The organism is Oceanobacillus senegalensis, from assembly GCF_900176885.1.
GTDB lineage: Bacteria > Bacillota > Bacilli > Bacillales > Amphibacillaceae > Oceanobacillus > Oceanobacillus senegalensis.
On sequence record NZ_LT839648.1, the window covers coordinates 1,530,177 to 1,550,245 of the forward strand.

A 20,069-nucleotide genomic window follows, 5' to 3' on the forward strand; every position below is an offset into this window, starting at 1 on the left:
CCAAGCGTATAATTTTTTTACAAATCTACCATATTATAACTATTAAATTGTTATTTTCCTGTTGCTATATTCCCCATTGCAATAGAAATTCTATTCCAACTATTAATTTGATTAATGATTAGAACAAGGTCGACATACTGTTTCTCGTCGTAATGTTCTCGCACACGTTGGTAAAGCTCATCTGGAACACGTTTTGTCGGGATTAATGTCACATGCTCAGCTAACTCTAAAGCTACTTTTTCTGCTTCTGTATAGAATTCACACTCGTGCCAGCCACTACCACAGTAAATTCTTTGTTCGGTTTCCCCCATTTTTGTGCCTCACTTGTATGCATATTCAAACAAAATGCACAGCCATTAATTTGAGAAACTCGAATTTTAATAAGCTCACGAAGTTTTCGTTCGATCGCTGTCCCTATTGTATTTTTCCATCCCTATCATCATTTCCATTCCATCAGGAGCAATTTCATAGTAAGAAACCCTTTGACTCATAAAGCAAGACTCCTTTTATTTGGTATATGACCACTATACCACTACAAGAACATATGTACCATTTCAGGTGTTGGGGACTGGTAGTCTAATGCATAATAAGCGCAGATTCTTTCTCCGGAAATGCGATTGTTAATAGAAAATACTATAATCTTCATGATTTCATAGACATCGCATCACCAGACGTACAGGAGTCGTGGTTTTTTCCATTTGATTGACATTTCCAATAAAAAACATGTCCTTTTCGGGATAGTAAAATGCAAAGCAACCTGTTGAACCAGATGACCAATTACCTCACCTTTTCCCATAAAAAGTGTTGCAAGACCATTTAGCGGAACTCTCATATACCGAGAACCGTAATGAAGTCAAAGCATAGAAGCCTACAACCTGTTTTTTACTTTTTAGTTCATGAAAGACAGTCTTATTAAATAATTTCGCTTTAACTAAAGCCTTAATAAATATCATTAATTCACAATCTGTAGAAACACAACCGCCACTCGCGCGAATGCTCATAGGTAACTTTGGATGGTTAAAGGCAGTGTCCTTCTAATAAATATGCGGGATAAAATCTTCTTCATCTACCGGAAAATAAGTATTTTTAAGTCCTAAAGGTTCAAAAATTAATTGTCTATATACATCTTCCAATATTAAATTATCTATTTCAATTATTTTTCCGAGGATTTCAAAGTTTATATTTGCATAATGAGCTCTTTTTCCCATATCCGATGTAAAGTGTGGTTTGATTTCCTTCGTCTTCATTATGATTTCATTAAAATCAGTTTGAATGTCCTTATAAAGAGGACGTATTTTCTCCTTGTTGCCACCTTCCTCAATCACATCCCGTAAACCACTTGTATGGAACAAAGATTGTATATCTTATCTAACATAAGCAGCAGTTAGTTGAAGGAAAAATACTATTTATTTCACTTTACTATCCAATTGAACAAAGGAATTTTTATAATTTTAAAAGCCGTCTGTGGATATTGGTTTCGGATAAAGTTAATAAATTTTTTCATAAAAGTATATTTAATCATTCGCTAAAGCTTTTAAAATATGAAGACTTTCAATCATCGGCTTACTAAAATTAGGATTCTTTACAAAATAAGATGCAAGGTTCTTCTTAGCTGTTTCAATAAGTTCTTTATCAAAATAAGATATATCTATGTATTCAACTTCTCCAAATCTCGCTCTATAAAAGGCAATTCGCTTGATATCCAAATATTGATAGGAATCGCCTATACTATTGTCTGCATTTTGAATGTCTAAAGAAATTTCATTAAGTAAAAAGTATCCTACTAATTGTGCAACCTCTTGCCATTTATAACCTGTTTTTTTTCCAGTTTTAAAATCATATAACACTCCGTCAATGACAATATCACCGTCTGCACCTCCTACAAAAGCAGAAGAAGCACCGAAATTAGGATTGTAGGTGATTTCACTAGTTGGACTGATTGTTGGAATGAACTTTTCTTGAAACACATCACATAGTAGTTCCAAATCTTTAATAACTTCATCATCAGGATCATCAAAAAACGACTTTTTGAATAGGTTCATTGGTGGGAGTCCAGAACGAAAAATGCGTTCGAGTTTAGCTAAAAAACAAACGTCCAAAATTAATTCTTTGATATCTCGTTTGTTATTACTAAATGCTTTTAATCTTTTTATGCTTTTTTTTAATCTTTTTTCAGTTTTCTTCTCAATAGAACGGTGATTTTGTAAAAATTTTGATAAAACCATCATTCCTTTCTCGGCTGTTGTATTTGAGTATGATTCATCCCTATTTTTTTTTACTACACGGGCCAGCATAATTCTCGCTAAATAATCAAAGGCAATTCCAATAATTGAAGAATTATCACTTTTAACCAGATTATAGGGAACTAATACTTCATAATCCGTTTTAGAAAACGCCTTTTTACCAGAGATTGTTTGAAATGATTTCTTGTCTGGTATAACTTCTCTTAAAATCGTTTGAAACTCTTTTTGATTGACTCTTGATCCTCTTAGTAAACTAGTAAGAGACATACGTCCACTCCTTTCTAAATCAGTCTTTAATTCTGTAGTTAAAACCATACATATTCATATAAGCTCTTTTAATAATAACCACTTTATTTTTTAAGACCTACTTTAATAATTCTAATAACCTAAATCCGCTTTCTCCACTAAATCTATTAAAAGCTTTTCCTTTAACACTTTTCTCAGTAGTAGGGAGTATTAAATGCCTTTTTCCTTGATGTTTATCGTTATGTAAGGTTTGGCAATGCTTATTGATGGTATGATCCAAAATGTATCGTTCTTCTCTGTATAAAAGATAAAATATAAGTTCTCCCTTGGATCAAATATCATTGATGAGAATCTGTTCCATTGTTTGGCGTTCTTTGAACGGGGGACCTTGGGGTCAGCGTATAATGGCAAATAAGTCAAGCACAGTTTTTTAGATAAAAAGGCCAAGCTTAACTAAAACTCTCAAAAATAGTTTTTTTGAAAAGTTCAACTACCCCAGAACTTTATATTGGAGCCTCTCTAGAACGTGAAAAGGGATCTTGCTTTTTCATCCAACAGGGATACCACCTAGTAAATTTAAACTTAAATTTCACGTATTATTCGTATTTGAAGGACAAGATCCATAACGCTGACCCACGAGGTCAAAAGCCTCAGACACTCGGTACAATGTGATCTAACGTCCTAGAGAAGCTCCATTTTCACTTTCTATTTAATAATATACTTTCACTAAAACTGGTAAAATACTTTCTAAGCTACAGTTTGAACGGAAACATATCGTTTATAAAATAGCTCTACATTGGATTTTCGCAGCTTTTTCTTCAGCTCATGATATAGTACATATTTTTCATTTTTGGTACGATACAAACTTTGATTTTTAATCATGGCAAAAGCCAAACGGATCATACGGTTTCCTAGTGCTATATATGCTTGGTTTGTGTGTTTACCACGGTCTTTTAAAGCGAGATAATGTTTCTTCATTTCTGGATTGTTTTGAGCGAGTGACCTTCCAACTTGGTAAGTAATATCACGAAAGGTTCTTCTACCTTGCTTGGAAATACCGTAATAAGAAGGCTTTCTTCCTCCTGATTGTTTTACAATTGGATTTGTACCAGCCATTTTAATCAATTGACCAGCATGATCAAAGTCTGATATATCCCCCATTTCTGCATACAACTCTGCACCTGTAATAATACTAATCCCTGGGACAGTTAAGATCACAACACCATCCGTTTGAATAAATAAATCTTCCATTTTCCTTTCCAACTCTCGAATATGTTGGTCAAATAAATCTAGCTGGTCCAACTTTTGGGAGAAAAGAAATATTTCTGCCTCTAATAGCTCCTTAGGTTGAGAAATGGAGGTTTCCGCAAAATCTAAAAGAATTTGAATAGAATCATTTCGTATTTTTAAATTCTCATTTATTGAGATTTCTCGTAAACCCTCTTTTCCCAACTGGAGAATATCCGAAGGATGAGGATAATGACGCATCAAGTAACGTGAAGTCTTTCCAAACAAATCAGTAAATGGTTTTACATGTTCCCGCTTACCATCATTCCAAATGCTTTTACCCTGCATCTCCCGAAAAATCTGATCCAAATACGATCGAATAAGATTTTGAAGGCTAGTTCTCTCTTTTACTAATGAACGACGTGCACGTGTTAATTTTTGTAGCTGATACACATCCCCAGAGGGAAGTTCATTAGAAGTTCCTCTCCCATGAATAATAGATTGAACAATGGCCATGAGATCCAAATTATCTGTCTTTGACCAGTTCATTAATGCCTCTCGCTCTTGTGCAGTGGTTGCAGCATTTAGGATGCGTACGGATACCCTTCCGCATGGCAATACCTCACTAAATCTTCATAGTAATGACCTGTGGTTTCAATACCAACAACAACTTTTTTAAATCCATCAACCTTCTTTTGGATACACTTTTTGATCATATTAAAGCCAGTTAAAAATGCATCAAACTCAAAAGGTTGCACCAATACATCCCCATGAAATGTACATACGATAGCCTTATGCGTAAATTTAGCCTCATCAATTCCAACTATAAGTATGTTCTCTACTCCTGTTTCCTTAATAAATTTTGTCCAACGACTTCTAATCTTACCTTGAATATGATTAAATATTGATTGAACCATCATTTTCATCTCCTTTGAGGTTAAGTAATTGGAAGTTCTGTGGTAGGTACTTCTATTTTACTATGAAAATGGTGGTTTTTTTTATCTATTTACTATACTAGACCCCAAGATCTCCCAGAAGATATATCTCCGAAGTTTAGAATCATCTAGGTGAGTGAAGTAAATATGTAGTATTTAATCATCTTGCTAATCATAGAGGTTAATTTTCTAAAGGAGTACGAGGAATTTCTTAGTCAGTCCCCCGCTTCACTACCACTTTAACGTAATAGAGAATAGGACACCTTCCATAAATATCTTCTATACATTTTATTTACTCACCTAAAACCCTATAATAGGGAATAATGATACATATACAAAATAAAAGAATTTAGAGGTGTAATGAATGAAAAAAGACAATCCGACTACAATTTCCTTTTCTTGGACTGACTTTTATATGGAGTTCGCTGATAAGCTCCTGCAATATAAAGATAATAGAACAAACCTTTTATCCATATTAGAAGATGTCTATAGTGATTTAAATATACGATACCCTTTCACTGAAAATGGCGAACCCTTAGACGATGTTTGTCCTTTTACTGTTTTCGGTAGTTTCAACAAACGAATTAAGAATGAAAATCGTATAGCAATAGCTGAAGGAATTAGCAGGAAAATTGGAGTTAAGATCTCCGTACCAACTGATTTTGATGGTATTCCTGTTTTAAACAATATGAAGACTCGTTTCTTTTACGACAAAGATCAAAGAAACCCAGAAGATATCCCAAATCTTTGGACTATGTTTGAAGTAGGATTACACTTTGCAGACCAACAATCCGTCGGGTTAAAGAAAGAGTTTATAAACAGTTACGATAAGGTAAAAAATCAGCTTGGGGTTAAATGGAATTTAACGATGGGTCTATATTGGATTCGCCCGTTTTTTTACATGAACTTAGACGAAAGGAATAGATCATACTTATTACAACGTAACAGTCCCTATGCTGATGATATAACGAAAATATCAAAGTTGAAGGACTTGCCAAATGCCGCAAACTATCTAGAATTAATTGATTACTTGAAAGACACCTTTGAAAAAGAAGAATTTCCACATCAAAGTTTTCCAGATTTATCTTTCGCAGCATGGAAAGCGCCTTCTCCTAAGCAGTTAGAACATAAGAGATCAAATGCAAGCTTCCTTAAATGGTTTGCTCCACTTATCAATGCACTAAAAAAACTCGGTGGTTCTGGTACTCCAGAAGAAGTTCGTAATCAAATAACCTCCGACCTAAATCTTACAGATGAAATTGTGAATGAAACTCGTGGAAAAAGCGGAGTAAAAAAATTTGATAATGAAGTTGCTTTTGCAAGAAATTATCTGGTCTATGACGGTTACATAGATAACTCTATTAGAGGTAAATGGTCACTAACTGAAAAGGGACAATCTGCTTATATGGATGATGAAATGGCTAGTGATATATTTGTCAAATGGGCAGATAAAATGAAGAAGAAACGAGAAGAAGAATCCTCCCCTCCTTCAGATGTAGTGAATGAAAAAGAAAAAAGATACTGGATTTACGCACCCGGTCACGGAGCTTCCAAATGGGAGGAATTTTATTCTCAAGGTATTATGGGAATTGGTTGGGATAAGATGGGTGATTTAAGTCAGTATTCATCAAAAGAAGAAATGAAGGCCAAAATGAAAGAACTATATGGACAAGAATATACATATGTGAATATTGCCCATGCAACATGGCAATTCGCTAATGAACTACTCCCAGGTGATACCATTTATGTTAGAAAAGGAACATCAAAGATAATCGGACGTGGCATAGTTGAATCTGAGTATATGTATGACCCAACTCGAGATGAGTATAAGCATATCCATAAAGTGGATTGGAATAAAAATGGAGAATGGGAACATCCCGGCAAGGCTGTTAATAAGACACTTACAGATATAACCTCCTATACCGATTATGTACAAAAACTGGAGAACCTTTTAGATGAAGACGAAGACGATACAGAAGAAAGAGCAGTTGATTATGATTACTATACAGAAGAGGATTTTCTTCACGAAGTATTCATGGATGAAGAGCGCTACTCTAGATTAGTAAATCTCTTGAAAAAGAAAAAAAACATTATATTACAAGGGGCTCCAGGTGTCGGAAAAACATTTTCCGCTAAAAGACTTGCCTACTCCATTATGGGCGAAAAAGATACGAGTAGAGTAATGTTGATTCAATTCCATCAAAGTTATAGTTATGAAGACTTTATTATGGGGTATCGCCCAACAAATGATGGATTTGAGCTTGCAAAGGGACCATTTTATGAGTTCTGTAAAAAAGCTGAAAAAGATAGTGATCGAGAATATTTCTTTATTATCGATGAGATTAACCGAGGAAACCTAAGTAAAATATTCGGAGAACTACTAATGTTACTTGAAAAAGATAAGCGTGGCCAAAAGTTGCGTCTTCTTTATGCCAATGAATTATTTTCCGTCCCTAAAAATGTATATATTCTTGGCATGATGAATACGGCAGATCGTAGTCTAGCTATGATAGATTATGCACTTAGAAGACGTTTTGCTTTCTTCAAATTAGAACCTGCATTTGATTCTAAAGGTTTTCAGAGGATATTGAGTGAAACAAATAATCCAAAATTCGGTCCACTTGTTGAGGAAATAAAAGCTTTAAATAATTATATAAAGCAAGATGAATCATTAGGTAATGGATTTCAAATCGGCCATAGCTATCTGTGTGCTGATGAAGAAGCAACAGATGAATGGTTGTCATCGGTAATAGAGTATGAATTATTACCTTTATTAGATGAATATTGGTTTGATGAGCCATCTAAAGTTGAACAATGGACAAATCGACTTCGTGGTGTTCTAAAATGATTCGAATAAAAAATATCTATCACATGCTTGCTTACGCATTCCAAGTATTGAATAAGAGAAACTATGCAGAGTTAGAAACCGAGCACTTTGAATATACTTCTGACTTGTTTGCTGCAATACTAGCCAAAGGTATCGGTAATCAAATCAAACGGGGATTAGGTAGGGAATATGTTGATAAAACAGAGTCCTTAAGGTTCCCGAGAGGTAAAATTAATGTTGCCCTTTCCGTAAAACGGCAAACTATGATTAATAAGCAATTGGTATGTAGTTTTGATGAATACACGGAAAACTCTTATATGAATCAAATATTAAAAACTACTGCATTACTATTAATTAAGACTCCTGAAGTTGCAAATAAACATAAAAAAAATTTAAAAAAAGTGATGCTGTACTTTTCTAACGTTGATCAGATAGATTATCGAAGAATTCAGTGGTCACGCATCAGATACAATCAAAACAATGCTACTTATAAAATGCTCATTAATATTTGCTATTTAGTTATAGAGGGTCTTCTATTAACGGAACAAGAGGGTACTCATAAATTAGCCAGATTTGTGGATGACCAGAAAATGCATCGGCTTTTTGAAAAGTTTGTACTGGAATATTATCGAAAACATTATCCTGAATTCAATGCTTCCCCTTCTCATATCGAATGGGATGTTGATGAAGGAATCATTGAGTTTCTACCTGTTATGAAGACGGATATCACCCTTACCTATGAGGAAAAGACACTTATTATAGATACAAAATACTACCAGCGTACGATGCAATCTAATAGTTATTATAATAGTAAAAGCTTTCACTCTCATAATCTGTACCAACTATTTACATACGTTAAAAATAAAGATTATACCAATTCCGGTAATGTGAGTGGAGTTTTACTTTATGCTAAGACAGATGAGAATATTGTACCGGATAATAAATTTTCATTAAGTGGAAACCATATAGGAATAAAAACGTTGGATATGAATACTGATTTTTCTAACATCGCGGAACAACTCAACATTTTGGTTGAACGGTTTTATTAATTATCAGGGCTCCGTAATTTATAAAGAAAAAACTTTGTAAGTTATTATTCAAGAACCTCACCTTTTTCTTAAATGAAGAATTATAACGATATCAGCTGTTCCTGGAATAAACTTAATTAGGATCTAATACCCCCACCTATTCAAAGGTAGGGTTCGTACATGCTATGAAATAGGGTCTTGGGGTCAAAACCCAAGATCCTAGTAGACGACGTAGTATGGTCAAATACAGTTCACGTCTTTATATTAACCGACCTAAATAATTCATTAAATTTTTTTGCTGGCTTGTGAAATTCTTCAAACAACTTGATAGATAAACTAAATTTAATGGTTCTAGAAATACTGACCCTATGCACTCATCAGATATTGGATTATGAACATCTATGTCTTGAGTAATAGCAAGTTCATTTTAACAAGGATAGAGAATTGTCGCTATTCTATCACCTTCACTACTCAAAGCATAAACCGAAAGCTGATATAACATATCACAAGGTAATGAGTTCTCCCAGAAATCCTTATATTTTGCATTATTGCAAAGTCTGGTATTGGTGTAGGTGATCTTCTATTTTTAGGGTTATGATTTTTGGTGTATATGTAAACATTTGCTGTAGATTGAATTGTTCCCTAACAGTATAATCTGGAACAAAAATGAAGAAGCAATCTACCCACCAATGATTCAAAGAAACGATTCATGTTAAAAAGAAACCTTGCAGCTTCACTTTCTTATTACTTTCCCTCAAGTTCTATCTCTTGAGTTTCTCGCAATATAGATATGATTTCGAGTAATGGTCGGTACCTTTCCGTTAATCTGTTTATATTATTTGTACTTTTTTTAATAATTTGTCTAGTAAGAACAATGTCTAAATATATTCATCTAGATATGAGCAGAGACGTCGTAAATGTAAGATTAAGGTTGGATCATTTGCTAATGAAACACACATCTTTAATCCCGCGAGTAATACTTAATTGAGTAAATTACCTCATTTCTTTCAAAATATCTAGATGGCAATGTTGCTTTTTTTAAGCACTGATTTTCAGTGATTTTGTTAAAGTTTAATCTACCTTTGGAAGATGCCAACTCTGCTTCTTTCCTAATATATCCTCTATGGAATCCCTTAATAAATAAACCCTCCTTATGGATATATAATTGGTATATTCATAAATGTAAATTATTGAAGGTTAAACCTAATTGATGCATGGTAGTTAAATCCCTTAACTGGTATGTATCATTCATTAAGGTAAGTAAATCCATCATCCCGTTCTTCCCATGTAAGTCCAAAAGGTATCCTACCCTCAGTATAACTAACGATTAGAGCAAACGTTTCACTCTTTCAAAAATAATACTCTCTCATCTTGTCCTAAGTAGTCGATGATTCTTAAATTTAATTCTCTTAACCATTCACCTATGGCAAATTATTAATTGAAATGCCTTCTAATAGCTGGTATTCAGGTTAACAGCCATCTTATCTTTAAAACCAATGTCTCCTGCCCTTTCAGCCTCAAGGGTCAGAATCCCTATATCCCTCCATAATACTTTTCACATAGTTCCAACTGGTTTTATTCCTCTCTAAGGTCCTTCTCATTGCTCCCGTAACTAAATCGTCTTCCATTTCATTTAACCATTTGTGAAGTGAATTGGAAATAAATGGACTCATTTTCCCGAAATTCTCCTGACAAAACTTGGTTGCTTCTGATGCATGATTATTACTTGTTTTATTTCCTTTCTTTTTGTTTAATTAATGGGCCCGCATCCTGGTCCGTGTGGTGGTCCGTATGGTGGTCCACTTCTAGGTCATAAGGCTGGTCCGTATTTTGGTCCATAGTGTGGTTCATCTCATCGTCCACACTGTAGTTCATAATCCAATACGAGAGACTTCATTTGATAGATGGGTGCTTGATTATGACTACGAGATTGATAGTCTATATACCCTTTCTCTTTCAGCTCTGTTCTAGCGCGTTTGAATGAAGTTTCCTTTAGTCCAGATTTCATACGTAATACGGTTCCAGCAACCGTAAAGGTTTCGCTCCATCTTGTTTTATTATTGATGTGCATGAAAGCAAACCATAAGGAAATAGCTGAGCTTGATAGTGGATCCAATTCCATTCGGTCATAAAACGCGTTCATCTCTTTGATATAGTTCATTCTATTCACCTTCCTGATAGGTAATATATTCTCTAACTTATTAATACAATTATCCTGTAGCAACCTGAAAAAACTGTCGAATGCGCTAACTTCGACTTTTTTGTCTAAAATTGAATTTCAGGTGCCTGTTATAAGTATATTTGCCTATAATTTAATAACAAGTACCAAGTTAGAGACTTTTTTATTTTGCTGAATTTTCCTCGTAAGAAAATATACTCTAACTTGGACTTTTTCCCCATTTTCTAATTTTAGACCCCTATTTTCCGGGCTTTTTTCGCTGTTTTTAGATAAAAAGTCCAAGTTAGCCAGTTTGTCGGAAATTAGAAAACTATTCTATGATTAGCAAGACGCATGGACAAGTCTTATCCCAAATAGAATAGAGAGGAAGAGGACAATGGAAAACCAGAATTCATTTACATTTGAGGAAATTTTTCAACAGAATGAAAACAGGATCCACTATTTTATCCAGAAATTAGGTATTATTATTTTGGAAATGTCCTTAAAAGAAATTGAAGTACGAGAAGGTGCTAGTGGCGGAGCGGTCAAAGATTGGGGAAAGCAGGCAAGGAAGAAATGGAGAAGATGGGCGGAGAATCTGAGGAGTGGGAAGTATTAATGAGAGGGATGTTGGGACAGGTACAGGACCACCTGAAAAAGTATCCTTTTATTTAGCACATAAATCTTAGATTATGGCGTCAGTCCCCTACTTCTCTACCATTTTAGTGTGTTCGGGGACAAACACCAATGTTAAGACCCTCTGTTCGATAAAAGATTAATAGCAGTTAAATCGCAACAGGTCCACTCTTACAATTCACACACCAATCGTATAATGCTGCCATTCATAAGGTAACAATGCCTGGTACTTCCTCTGTAAAAATCGATCATCAATTAAGGCTATCACGCCAGTATCCGAATCGGAACGTATCAGTCTTCCACCAGCTTGCAGCACTTTATTCATTCCAGGATATACATAAGCATAATGAAAGCCGTTCTTTCCGACCGATTGGAAATAGTCCTTCATCATATCTCTTTCAAAACCAATCTGTGGCATTCCAACTCCAACTACAATTACACCTTGCAATCTATCACCTTTTAAGTCCACTCCCTCAGAAAAGATCCCTCCGAGTACAGCAAATCCCACCAATTTTTCGGTACGTTCCGAATTAAACTCTGCCAAAAAATCTTCCCTTTCTCCTTCCGACATTCCCACATCTTGAATCATCGTAGCCACACTTGGATAATGATCGGTAAATTGCTCGTACGCATTTCTCATATATTGGTAGGACGGGAAAAAGATTAGGAAATTTCCATCCATCTTATCTACCACATCTTTGAAAAAGTGTACCATTGGCTCCATTGTCTTTTCTCTATCCCGATATCTCGTCGAAAGCGGTTGAATGATTACTTCTGTATTTTCCCTTGCAAAAGGAGATGGAATAGAGATAACATAATCATCCGATTGTCCACCAAGCAAATCTTTATAATAACCTGCAGGGGTCAACGTGGCTGAAAAGAATACCCTTGCTCTGAAGCCTTTTCCCATTTTTAGAATCTGTTCAGATGGGTCAAGGCAAAATAACTTCATTCTCACTTCACTCTTTTGAACTTCCACATAAGTAACAAATTGATCATTGTATAACTCAGCTATTTTCACAAAGGTTTTGGTAGCAAAATACGTATCTAGTAACAATTCGTGCTCCATCTTAACAAGCTCTGCCTCGGCTTCAATGATGAAGGTTTCGCATAGCTCTACTAGCTCCTTATCTAAGTCCTTTCGTAAATAGTCCTCAGACTTCTTCACCTGTAATAAGTGGTCATTGATAGCTTTAGCAGCTGTAGCAAGCGAACTATTTTTAAATTCTCGTTTCAGCTGCAAAAAGTTGGATTTATTTATTTCCGCAGAATACATTTCTCTCGCACGATCCACTAAGTTATGCGCCTCATCTACTAGTATTGCCGTTTTCTTTTTCTGCTCCTCCATCAACCGCTTCAACGATACTCTTGGATCAAAAATATAATTGTAATCACAAATGATAGCGTCTACTACATAAGCGAGTTCGACCTGAAATTCAAAAGGACAAACCCGATGCTTTCTTGCGTACTGTTCGATAACCATCCGATTGATCATCTTCTCTTGCTCCAAAATATCAATAACCGCCCCATTGATTCGGTCATAAAAACCATCTGCAAAAGGGCAATTTACACTAGTACAAATCGTTTCCTCTTGAAAACAAATCTTATCTTTAGCGGTTATGGTCAAAACATGGATATCTAGGCCATGATCAATTAATAAACGAAATGCTTCCTCTGCTGCTGTTCTTGTGATGGTTTTTGCAGTCAAATAAAATAGCTTCTCTAATTTCCTCTCGCCGATTGCTTTAACAGCAGGGAAAATAGTAGAAATAGTTTTACCAATTCCTGTAGAGGCACTTGCGAATAATGTTTTTTTGTCAACAATAGTTTTATATACGGAACCTGCAAGTTTTCGTTGGCCTTCACGATACGTTTCAAACGGAAATTCCAGTGTCTTACTTGTCTTATTTCGCATTATTTTATGCTTTATCTTCCCTTTTAAAAAGAGAGCATATTCCTCCATTACTTTATAAACGAAGGATTCCATTTCCTCATACGTCATCACTCGACGAAATTGTTTCTGTTCGAGCGTCTTTACTTGAACATACGTAAGTTGAATCGTTACCTTAGATAAATCATGATCTCCGGCATAAATGTAACCATAAAAAATAGCCTGTGCCCAGTGTACTGGATGGGTATCTTCCTGAACGTCATCCAAAGGGTGTACAGTGGATTTTATTTCATCAATTGTTACGGTATCTCCATCTTTAAGCAATCCATCACAACGTCCATCCACTCGAACAACGAAGTCTTCATAAGGAATTTCTGCTTCTACAAAAACTTCTTTTTCATCTTGTTCCTGGTAGCCTTTTTGGACTAATTGATGGATTCGAGTTCCTTCTATCATCGTTGTAGCCGTACGAAAACCAGACTCAATACTGCCACTACGATACACGTATTCCACTAAATTTCTAACTGAGATTTTCACTATGTTTGTCATCATATCACCTAATATTATTCATTAGCATTAGTTTATCAGAGATTGGATTGGTTTGGACATTTAAAAAAATCATTCGTGATATAAAAAAACTCATATCCTTCATCAAGGATCTGAGTTTCAATGATAATATTTAATACTTAGGGGTCCTATTCCCTGGTCCGTTACATCTTTATACGTTTCCTTTTGTACGAATACCCTAAAATACTTCAGCCAATAGTTCAATCGCCTTTTTACGGGCTTCTAGTCCCGGCATTAGTGGTACTAACAGGACCTCATCGGCTTTAAACTGGGTAATCAACGCATTTAATTTTTCTTTAACCCTTTCTACATCGCCTACTACCATTCGGTTTCGATTTGCTTGAACCATTCCCTTTTCTTCTTCCGTATACGTATATTGTCGAGCGGTCTTAACAGATGGGAATTCTTTCAAATAGCCAAAATCTTCTTTACCAAGTAACCAAAAGTCTAAGGCTTCTGCGTACGCTTCTGCTTCTTCATTCGTTTCAGCAACGACTACAAACGGAGCAATAGATACTTTTGGTTCTGGCATGAAAGAAGAAGGTTTAAATTCATTACGATACGTCTCCACTGCTTGGATACCCATTCTAACCTTATCCATCCCTGCGATAGATAACCCAAATAAATAGCCTATTCCTAATTTAGCAGCCATTTTAGCTTTTCTGACACTAGTCGATAGTACCCACATCTCAGGAACAGTAGAAATAACAGGATTAGCAGTGATTTCAAAAAAACGATGGTTTTCATCTAATTGGTCACTTAAATAACGGCTTAAATCTAGAATACTCTGTTCGTAATGAAGTTTACCCTTTTTATTCTCATTCAATGCCTGATTCACCATGCGCGTTCCTACCGTATTTCCTATCCCCAAATCAATTCGACCTGGATGAAATGCTTCGAGTATCCGAAAATTCTCAGCAACCTTATAAGGACTATAATGGGGAATCATGACACCACCCGAACCAATACGTATCCGCTGTGTAGCATCTGCTATGCGCATCATGATTAGTTCTGGTGAGCTGCTGGCAAAAGCAGGAACGTTATGATGTTCTGCCAACCAAAACCGCATGTAACCTAATGATTCAGCTAATTGTGCTAGCTCAATTGAGTTCTCCAAAGCTTTTTGAGCATTTATGCCTTCATCAATTTGAGCGTAATCTAAAATTCCTAATTTAACCAATGTTATCCTACTCTCTGTGTTTCATGATTCTGATAGGGGATGTTCAATAAATCCAATAAAGAGGACACTCTATGATTCTTTTTCACTTAAGATAAAGCTAACAAATTCTTCTTTCGTTAGATTTCCGAAGTAATGATTCAAATCGAGCGGCTCTAACGCGTTTAACAAGTCGTCTTTCTTCAATCGTACATTGACTAAAGCTTCTTCTATTTCTTTTACATCTTTTGTTCCAAAGAAGTCACCTGTAATCTGGATGGCTGCAATTTTAGCATGTTCAATTGTTAAGTCAACACTAACCGTCCCAATTGGAAAACGTTCTGTTAAACGATATCCAAACTGTTGAAAGCGACCATAATTCCAATCCCAGCTGTTGTATTTCTCAGCAGCAATTTTATCCACACCTGCCCAGTCTTCTGGAGTTAATTCATAACGTTTCGCTTCCCTTACATCATCAATATCAAGTAACTGACAAATCATATAATCCGTAAATTCCCAAACCGTCATATTCTGGTATTCAGGTGCTAAATAGGGACGAATGGATCCTACTCGACTACGGACCGATTGAATGCCATGGGATTCGATTTTTTTAAGATTTGGATTCAAAACGGATACCATTGCTTCATAATCAGGATCTAGTAGTAGTGAATATCCGGCATAGATACGGCCTTTCTGCACCGTCATCGCCGCACCGGAAATCTTCTTACCATCTAATACTAAATCATTACGACCTTTTTGGCTTAAAAGATTTTCATCTACACCTATATTCTTAAGCGCTTTTATGGCCGGTTCATATAAACGTTCAAAGTTCCCATAAGCATCATTCGTACCATTAAATAAGAAACAAAAGCTCATATTACGATCATCGAGATAAATCGCACCACCACCTGTTTCACGGCGAATGATTTTAATATCATGTTCATCCATATAAGGCTGATTGACTTCCTCATAAGCATTTTGGAATTTTCCAATTTGAACAGCAGGATGCATCATGTATGGGAATAAAACATCATCATCTAGGAAAATATGGTCTTTCACATATTCTTGTAATGCCATTGAAGTTCCCGGATCATAAATCCATTCCCCATTACGCTTAGGTTCGATTAAATACATTGGTTACCCTCCGTTTTTCACTTGCTGCTCGCTCTATGTAACACTTCCTCAATGTCTTCATCTATTCGTACGGTTCTCGGACGAATGTTTCGTGGAATGAAGTATTCTTTTTGATTCATTGTCACAAACAAAGCTTTCTCATTTTTTTCCGTCATTTGCTGGAATGGATGTTTAATATGTTGTGGAGTTGTATGTCCCACGCCAATTTCCAAAAAGAGTACTTTTTTATCTTTGTTTTCTTTTAGAAATTGTTCATAACGATCTTTCTGTTCATGGAAATGACCATCTTCTACCATTCCTTTTTCTTCTGTACGTTTATTAACTTCTAAAGCAGCTCCACATTTAGGACAATAAGGAACTAAATCTTCAGGAACTTTCATATTGGATTGTTTCTCAACCATTTCCCGAAGTAAAGCCTCATTCTGGTACGTCTGTTGGTGACAGTGTTCCGAACATTGCCATAGTCCATATTCCCCTTGAATTCGAAATACTTTATCCATGTCGTACTCTGCTGCATAAAACGCATTATCTGCGTTTGTCGTAATAATGTGATAATTTTTATTGCTCATCATCTGTCGCAAATCAACATATGCTTGTCCAACTGGTTGATCAAAAAAATTCAATAAGCAGAAGCGACTTTGAAAGGCCCAATACTCTTGTCTATCTTCAAATTCAAATAGGCTAGCTTGTAACATATCTAATAAGCCATATTTCTCTATAAAATCAGGAAAAGCATCGGTAAACCTTTTCCCTATATATGTAAATCCAGTTGCTGCAGACATTCCTGCACCAATCCCAATAACAATTGCCTCTGCTTCATCGATTAGTTGGTTTAATAAATCGGCTTGTGACAAAGATGATGCAATCGTTGATGTCTGCCAATATCTATTAGGTTGTAGCATAACAATCTCCTATTCTAGTTTTCTAATAATGACTGATAGATTAATACATCTTTCTCTTTAAATACATTAAAAATAACTTGAAGCTTGGATTGATTCTTATTTATATATTCTCTCACCGTCTCCACTGCAATTTCAGCTGCCCTCCCGTTAGGAAAATTAAATTCACCAGTTGAAATACAGCAAAAAGCAATAGAACTTAACTGATATGCATCTGCTAATGCTAAACAGGATAGATAAGACGAAGCCAATAATTGCTCTTTAAACGGGGAAACACCTCGCTCATCGATAAATGGCCCTACGGTATGAATGACATAGTTGGACGGTAAGTTATACGCTTTGGTCATTTTCGCTTTCCCCATTGGCTCTTTACGACCTTGTGTTGTGATTAAGTCATGACATTCTAATCGTAATTGCACGCCCGCACGTGTATGAATCATATTGTCAATACAATTATGATTCGCTTTTAAGCAACCTAGCAATCTACTATTAGCTGCATTCACAATCGCATCCACTGCTAGACTTGTTATATCACCTTGCCATAAATAAAGATGTGGCCGGGCAGGTTCTAAATCCTGCAACGAGGTTATTTTTCGTTCATGATTCCACTCTGTTAAAAAAGCATCTTGAACCTTCGTAAATGTTTCTGTGACCGGTTTCGGTTCTCGGATATTGCACAACCCACGGAACAAGGTTATTTTTTCTTCTACCGTATCCGTTTTATCCAGACTCATCGATTCGTCTGCATTCGGGTTTTCATCCAGTAAATAATCAATTAAATAATCTAATCTTGCTTCTTGATTCATATCCTGCTCCCCGCTAACTAAAAAAAATCGATTTAAGCATCTTCTAGTTGGTTAAATGCTTCTTCATCTACATCTGTTAATTTTACAATCCAATTTTCTTCCGTCTTAGCTGAGTTTAATAGAGTTGGTTCACTTACTGCTGCTTGGTTGCGTTCCACAATGGTACCTGCTAATGGAGAATCGACTTCATGTACTGTCTTGGATGCTTCTAAGCTTAGAATGGGATCATCTACATCAAGCGTCTCCTGATTGCTGTATTCGATAAATCCTACTGTTCCAATATCATCTTGTAATTCTGGTGTCAGGCTAATCGTATAAATGTTTTCCTTTTTTTCTATGAATAAGAAATTTACTCTTTTTTTCATCACTAAAACCTCTTTCCTTTTTTTAATATTGAAATTTTAGTATAACATATTCATACTTTAAAAATGGTGGTAAAAGTATAAAGTTAGCAAATTATTCTAACTTATGATAACTTTATTTTAAAATCGATTGTTACACTAAAAATACAACATGTAATGTTACAGCTTAGCTAGCTGTTAGCACTATGTTAACAACGAACATAGTAGATGGAGGGTATTAATTATATACAATGAAGACATCAGAACAGTACAGACCCTTATTTAAAACATTCAATCTACCAAATGGCACAGAATTAGATAATCGCTTTGTTCTCTCCCCGATGATTACAAATTCTTCTACAATGGAAGGCTATGTTACGAGAGAAGATTTGGCTTATGCAGAGCGACGTGCAGGTTCCGCTCCTCTACAAATTACAGGTGCTGCATACATTGAGGAATATGGGCAGTTGTTTGAATATGGTTTTAGTATCGATGATGATCGTAACATTGAAGGACTGAAGCAACTTGCTCAAGCGATGAAGAAAGACGGTGCTAAAGCAATTGTCCAATTAACACATGCTGGTCGATTTGCTAAAATTTCGCTTAAGGATTTTGGTGTTGTTTATGGACCAAGTAAAATGAATTTGAAAAGTCCCGTGGAACATACCGTCTTACCAATGACAAAACGTAAAATCAGGCATGTCATTACCCAATATGCGGACGCAACCCGCCGTGCGATTAAAGCAGGTTTTGATGGTGTTGAAATTTCAAGTGCACAGCGCTTATTAATTCAAACGTTCTTCTCCACCTTTTCCAATAAGCGTGATGACGAATATGGAACCCAGAATCTTGAAAATCGTTCACGCTTTGGCATGGAAGTGATGGAGGCTGTTCAGAAGGTCATTGATAAAGAGGCACCTCAAGACTTTATTCTCGGATTTAGAGGGACACCAGAAGAAACGCGTGGCAATGAAATTGGCTACAGTGTAGAAGACTTTATTGATTTCATGAATAGAATCATGGAAGTAGCCAATATCCATTATCTCGCAACCGCAAGTTGGGGTAAGAACATTTATAAGCAAACCATTCGTCATGGGAAATATAAAGGCGAATTCATGAACCGAGTAGTGTACGACCACCTCGCTGGTCAAGTTCCCATTATGGCCACCGGTGGTATCAACTCACCAGATAAAGCGCTAGAAGCCTTAGAGTTCGCTGATTTAGTCGGTATGTCTACACCCTTGGTTACCGAACCTGACTTTGTAACCAAATTAAAAGATGGTCAGGAAAACCAAATTAACTTAGGCTTTTCTCCAGAGGAACTAGCTGATTTAGCAATTCCTGAAAGAGCCTTTAAAGACATTGTGGAATTAATGGATTTCGGCGGTTCCCTTTCAGAGGAAACCCGTCAAGAACTACGTAAATTGTATAAGTGAATCTTCAATCAGTGGGAGGTCTCTCTTCCCCCACTGACTGTTAGATGAACGAATCAGGTCAAGACTTTCAGTTAGTCCCCCACTTTAAAAAATATATATTCATATAATTTATTAGAACTAATTGGTGTGGCCTTTGGAATATACATCCTGCCTTTGTAACACCAAAGGACTTTTTAAAAATAGGGATGAACCAACACATAAACGCTTTTTAATTTCCTAACTGTTATTGTTTCTCCTATCTTTTCTACTACCGAGTGACCAATCTATCTCTTGTTTACTAACTTCAAGTTTCATCATCACTTTTATATTCTAAAATATCTCCCGGTTGGCAATCTAATGCTTTACAGATCCCATCTAGAGTTGAAAGTCTTATTGCTTTTGCCTTTCCATTTTTCAATATTGAAATATTGGCCATTGTAATTCCAACCTTCTCTGATAATTCCGTAACACTCATTTTTCTTTTCGCCAACATCACATCGATATTTATGATTATCGCCATTGTTTTCACCTCAGACCGTTAAATCATTTTCTTCTTTTAT

General features: G+C 35.7%; 14 protein-coding genes and 3 pseudogenes. 4 read left to right on the plus strand and 13 right to left on the minus strand.

Annotated features, from left to right (window positions below; genetic code table 11):
* Positions 1 to 50 precede the first annotated feature (50 nt).
* From CAO17_RS21010 to CAO17_RS07350, 4 genes and pseudogenes are all read right to left on the minus strand, one after another.
* Positions 51 to 491, minus strand: a pseudogene (locus CAO17_RS21010) (carboxymuconolactone decarboxylase family protein).
* A gap of 543 nt (positions 492 to 1,034) precedes the next feature.
* Positions 1,035 to 1,352: a serine hydrolase gene (locus CAO17_RS07340; RefSeq protein ID WP_281252928.1), complete on the minus strand. Its 318-nt coding sequence runs from the start codon at positions 1,350 to 1,352 to the stop codon at positions 1,035 to 1,037.
* A 162-nt stretch (positions 1,353 to 1,514) separates the two neighbouring features.
* Positions 1,515 to 2,558, minus strand: coding sequence for a hypothetical protein (locus CAO17_RS07345; protein WP_218775541.1), 1,044 nt, complete (start codon positions 2,556 to 2,558; stop codon positions 1,515 to 1,517).
* Between the two features lie 678 nt (positions 2,559 to 3,236).
* Positions 3,237 to 4,642: pseudogene (locus CAO17_RS07350) on the minus strand (IS110 family RNA-guided transposase).
* Between the two features lie 373 nt (positions 4,643 to 5,015).
* Between CAO17_RS07350 and CAO17_RS07355 the strand changes: the two are divergent.
* Positions 5,016 to 7,499, plus strand: coding sequence for an AAA family ATPase (locus CAO17_RS07355; protein WP_179151910.1), 2,484 nt, complete (start codon positions 5,016 to 5,018; stop codon positions 7,497 to 7,499).
* Positions 7,496 to 8,527: a 5-methylcytosine-specific restriction endonuclease system specificity protein McrC gene (mcrC, locus tag CAO17_RS07360; RefSeq protein WP_085992191.1), complete on the plus strand. Its 1,032-nt coding sequence runs from the start codon at positions 7,496 to 7,498 to the stop codon at positions 8,525 to 8,527. Before CAO17_RS07355 ends, mcrC begins: the two co-directional genes overlap by 4 nt.
* A gap of 1,496 nt (positions 8,528 to 10,023) precedes the next feature.
* Here mcrC and CAO17_RS07365 read toward each other — a convergent pair.
* Positions 10,024 to 10,197 (minus strand): annotated as a pseudogene (locus tag CAO17_RS07365) (DnaD domain protein); the annotation flags it as partial.
* A gap of 161 nt (positions 10,198 to 10,358) precedes the next feature.
* Entirely contained in the window at positions 10,359 to 10,667 is a 309-nt protein-coding gene (locus CAO17_RS07370; RefSeq protein WP_085992193.1) for a hypothetical protein, read from the minus strand.
* A gap of 394 nt (positions 10,668 to 11,061) precedes the next feature.
* On the opposite strand from CAO17_RS07370, the gene CAO17_RS07375 reads away from it, so the two are divergent.
* Entirely contained in the window at positions 11,062 to 11,283 is a 222-nt protein-coding gene (locus CAO17_RS07375; protein ID WP_085992194.1) for a hypothetical protein, read from the plus strand.
* A 195-nt stretch (positions 11,284 to 11,478) separates the two neighbouring features.
* Here the strand turns inward: CAO17_RS07375 and CAO17_RS07380 are convergent, their stop codons facing one another.
* The 6 genes from CAO17_RS07380 to CAO17_RS07405 all read right to left on the minus strand — a co-directional run bounded on the left by CAO17_RS07380 (position 11,479) and on the right by CAO17_RS07405 (position 18,118).
* Complete coding sequence (locus tag CAO17_RS07380) at positions 11,479 to 13,740, minus strand: ATP-dependent DNA helicase (RefSeq protein ID WP_085992195.1); 2,262 nt, start codon at positions 13,738 to 13,740, stop codon at positions 11,479 to 11,481.
* A gap of 196 nt (positions 13,741 to 13,936) precedes the next feature.
* Positions 13,937 to 14,938 carry an LLM class flavin-dependent oxidoreductase gene (locus tag CAO17_RS07385; RefSeq protein ID WP_085992196.1) on the minus strand — a complete coding sequence of 334 codons (1,002 nt, stop codon included), beginning with the start codon at positions 14,936 to 14,938 and terminating at the stop codon, positions 13,937 to 13,939.
* 69 nt (positions 14,939 to 15,007) lie between these two features.
* A complete protein-coding gene (gene lplA / locus CAO17_RS07390) occupies positions 15,008 to 16,048 on the minus strand; it encodes a lipoate--protein ligase (RefSeq protein ID WP_085992197.1) in 1,041 nt (346 codons plus the stop codon).
* 17 nt (positions 16,049 to 16,065) lie between these two features.
* Positions 16,066 to 16,950, minus strand: coding sequence for an SIR2 family NAD-dependent protein deacylase (locus CAO17_RS07395; RefSeq protein WP_085992198.1), 885 nt, complete (start codon positions 16,948 to 16,950; stop codon positions 16,066 to 16,068).
* 14 nt (positions 16,951 to 16,964) lie between these two features.
* Positions 16,965 to 17,753 carry a protein-ADP-ribose hydrolase gene (locus CAO17_RS07400; RefSeq protein WP_085992199.1) on the minus strand — a complete coding sequence of 263 codons (789 nt, stop codon included), beginning with the start codon at positions 17,751 to 17,753 and terminating at the stop codon, positions 16,965 to 16,967.
* A 32-nt stretch (positions 17,754 to 17,785) separates the two neighbouring features.
* The gene (locus CAO17_RS07405) at positions 17,786 to 18,118 is read right to left on the minus strand and encodes a glycine cleavage system H family protein (RefSeq protein WP_085992200.1); all 333 of its coding nucleotides are present in this window, start codon (positions 18,116 to 18,118) and stop codon (positions 17,786 to 17,788) included.
* Between the two features lie 227 nt (positions 18,119 to 18,345).
* On the opposite strand from CAO17_RS07405, the gene CAO17_RS07410 reads away from it, so the two are divergent.
* Complete coding sequence (locus CAO17_RS07410) at positions 18,346 to 19,530, plus strand: NADH-dependent flavin oxidoreductase (protein ID WP_085992201.1); 1,185 nt, start codon at positions 18,346 to 18,348, stop codon at positions 19,528 to 19,530.
* 283 nt (positions 19,531 to 19,813) lie between these two features.
* On the opposite strand, the gene CAO17_RS07415 is transcribed toward CAO17_RS07410, so the two are convergent.
* A complete protein-coding gene (locus tag CAO17_RS07415; RefSeq protein ID WP_085992202.1) occupies positions 19,814 to 20,029 on the minus strand; it encodes a helix-turn-helix domain-containing protein in 216 nt (71 codons plus the stop codon).
* Positions 20,030 to 20,069: the final 40 nt, after the last annotated feature.

Coding starts and splice junctions, on each gene's coding strand:
- CAO17_RS07355 (WP_179151910.1), top strand. CDS start 5,016: ATGAAAAAAGACAATCCGACTACAATTTCCTTTTCTTGGACTGACTTT.
- CAO17_RS07395 (WP_085992198.1), bottom strand. CDS start 16,950: ATGCTACAACCTAATAGATATTGGCAGACATCAACGATTGCATCATCT.
- CAO17_RS07380 (WP_085992195.1), bottom strand. CDS start 13,740: ATGACAAACATAGTGAAAATCTCAGTTAGAAATTTAGTGGAATACGTG.
- CAO17_RS07400 (WP_085992199.1), bottom strand. CDS start 17,753: ATGAATCAAGAAGCAAGATTAGATTATTTAATTGATTATTTACTGGAT.
- lplA (WP_085992197.1), bottom strand. CDS start 16,048: ATGTATTTAATCGAACCTAAGCGTAATGGGGAATGGATTTATGATCCG.
- CAO17_RS07370 (WP_085992193.1), bottom strand. CDS start 10,667: ATGAACTATATCAAAGAGATGAACGCGTTTTATGACCGAATGGAATTG.
- CAO17_RS07345 (WP_218775541.1), bottom strand. CDS start 2,558: ATGGTTTTAACTACAGAATTAAAGACTGATTTAGAAAGGAGTGGACGT.
- CAO17_RS07405 (WP_085992200.1), bottom strand. CDS start 18,118: ATGAAAAAAAGAGTAAATTTCTTATTCATAGAAAAAAAGGAAAACATT.
- CAO17_RS07415 (WP_085992202.1), bottom strand. CDS start 20,029: ATGGCGATAATCATAAATATCGATGTGATGTTGGCGAAAAGAAAAATG.
- mcrC (WP_085992191.1), top strand. CDS start 7,496: ATGATTCGAATAAAAAATATCTATCACATGCTTGCTTACGCATTCCAA.
- CAO17_RS07410 (WP_085992201.1), top strand. CDS start 18,346: ATGAAGACATCAGAACAGTACAGACCCTTATTTAAAACATTCAATCTA.
- CAO17_RS07375 (WP_085992194.1), top strand. CDS start 11,062: ATGGAAAACCAGAATTCATTTACATTTGAGGAAATTTTTCAACAGAAT.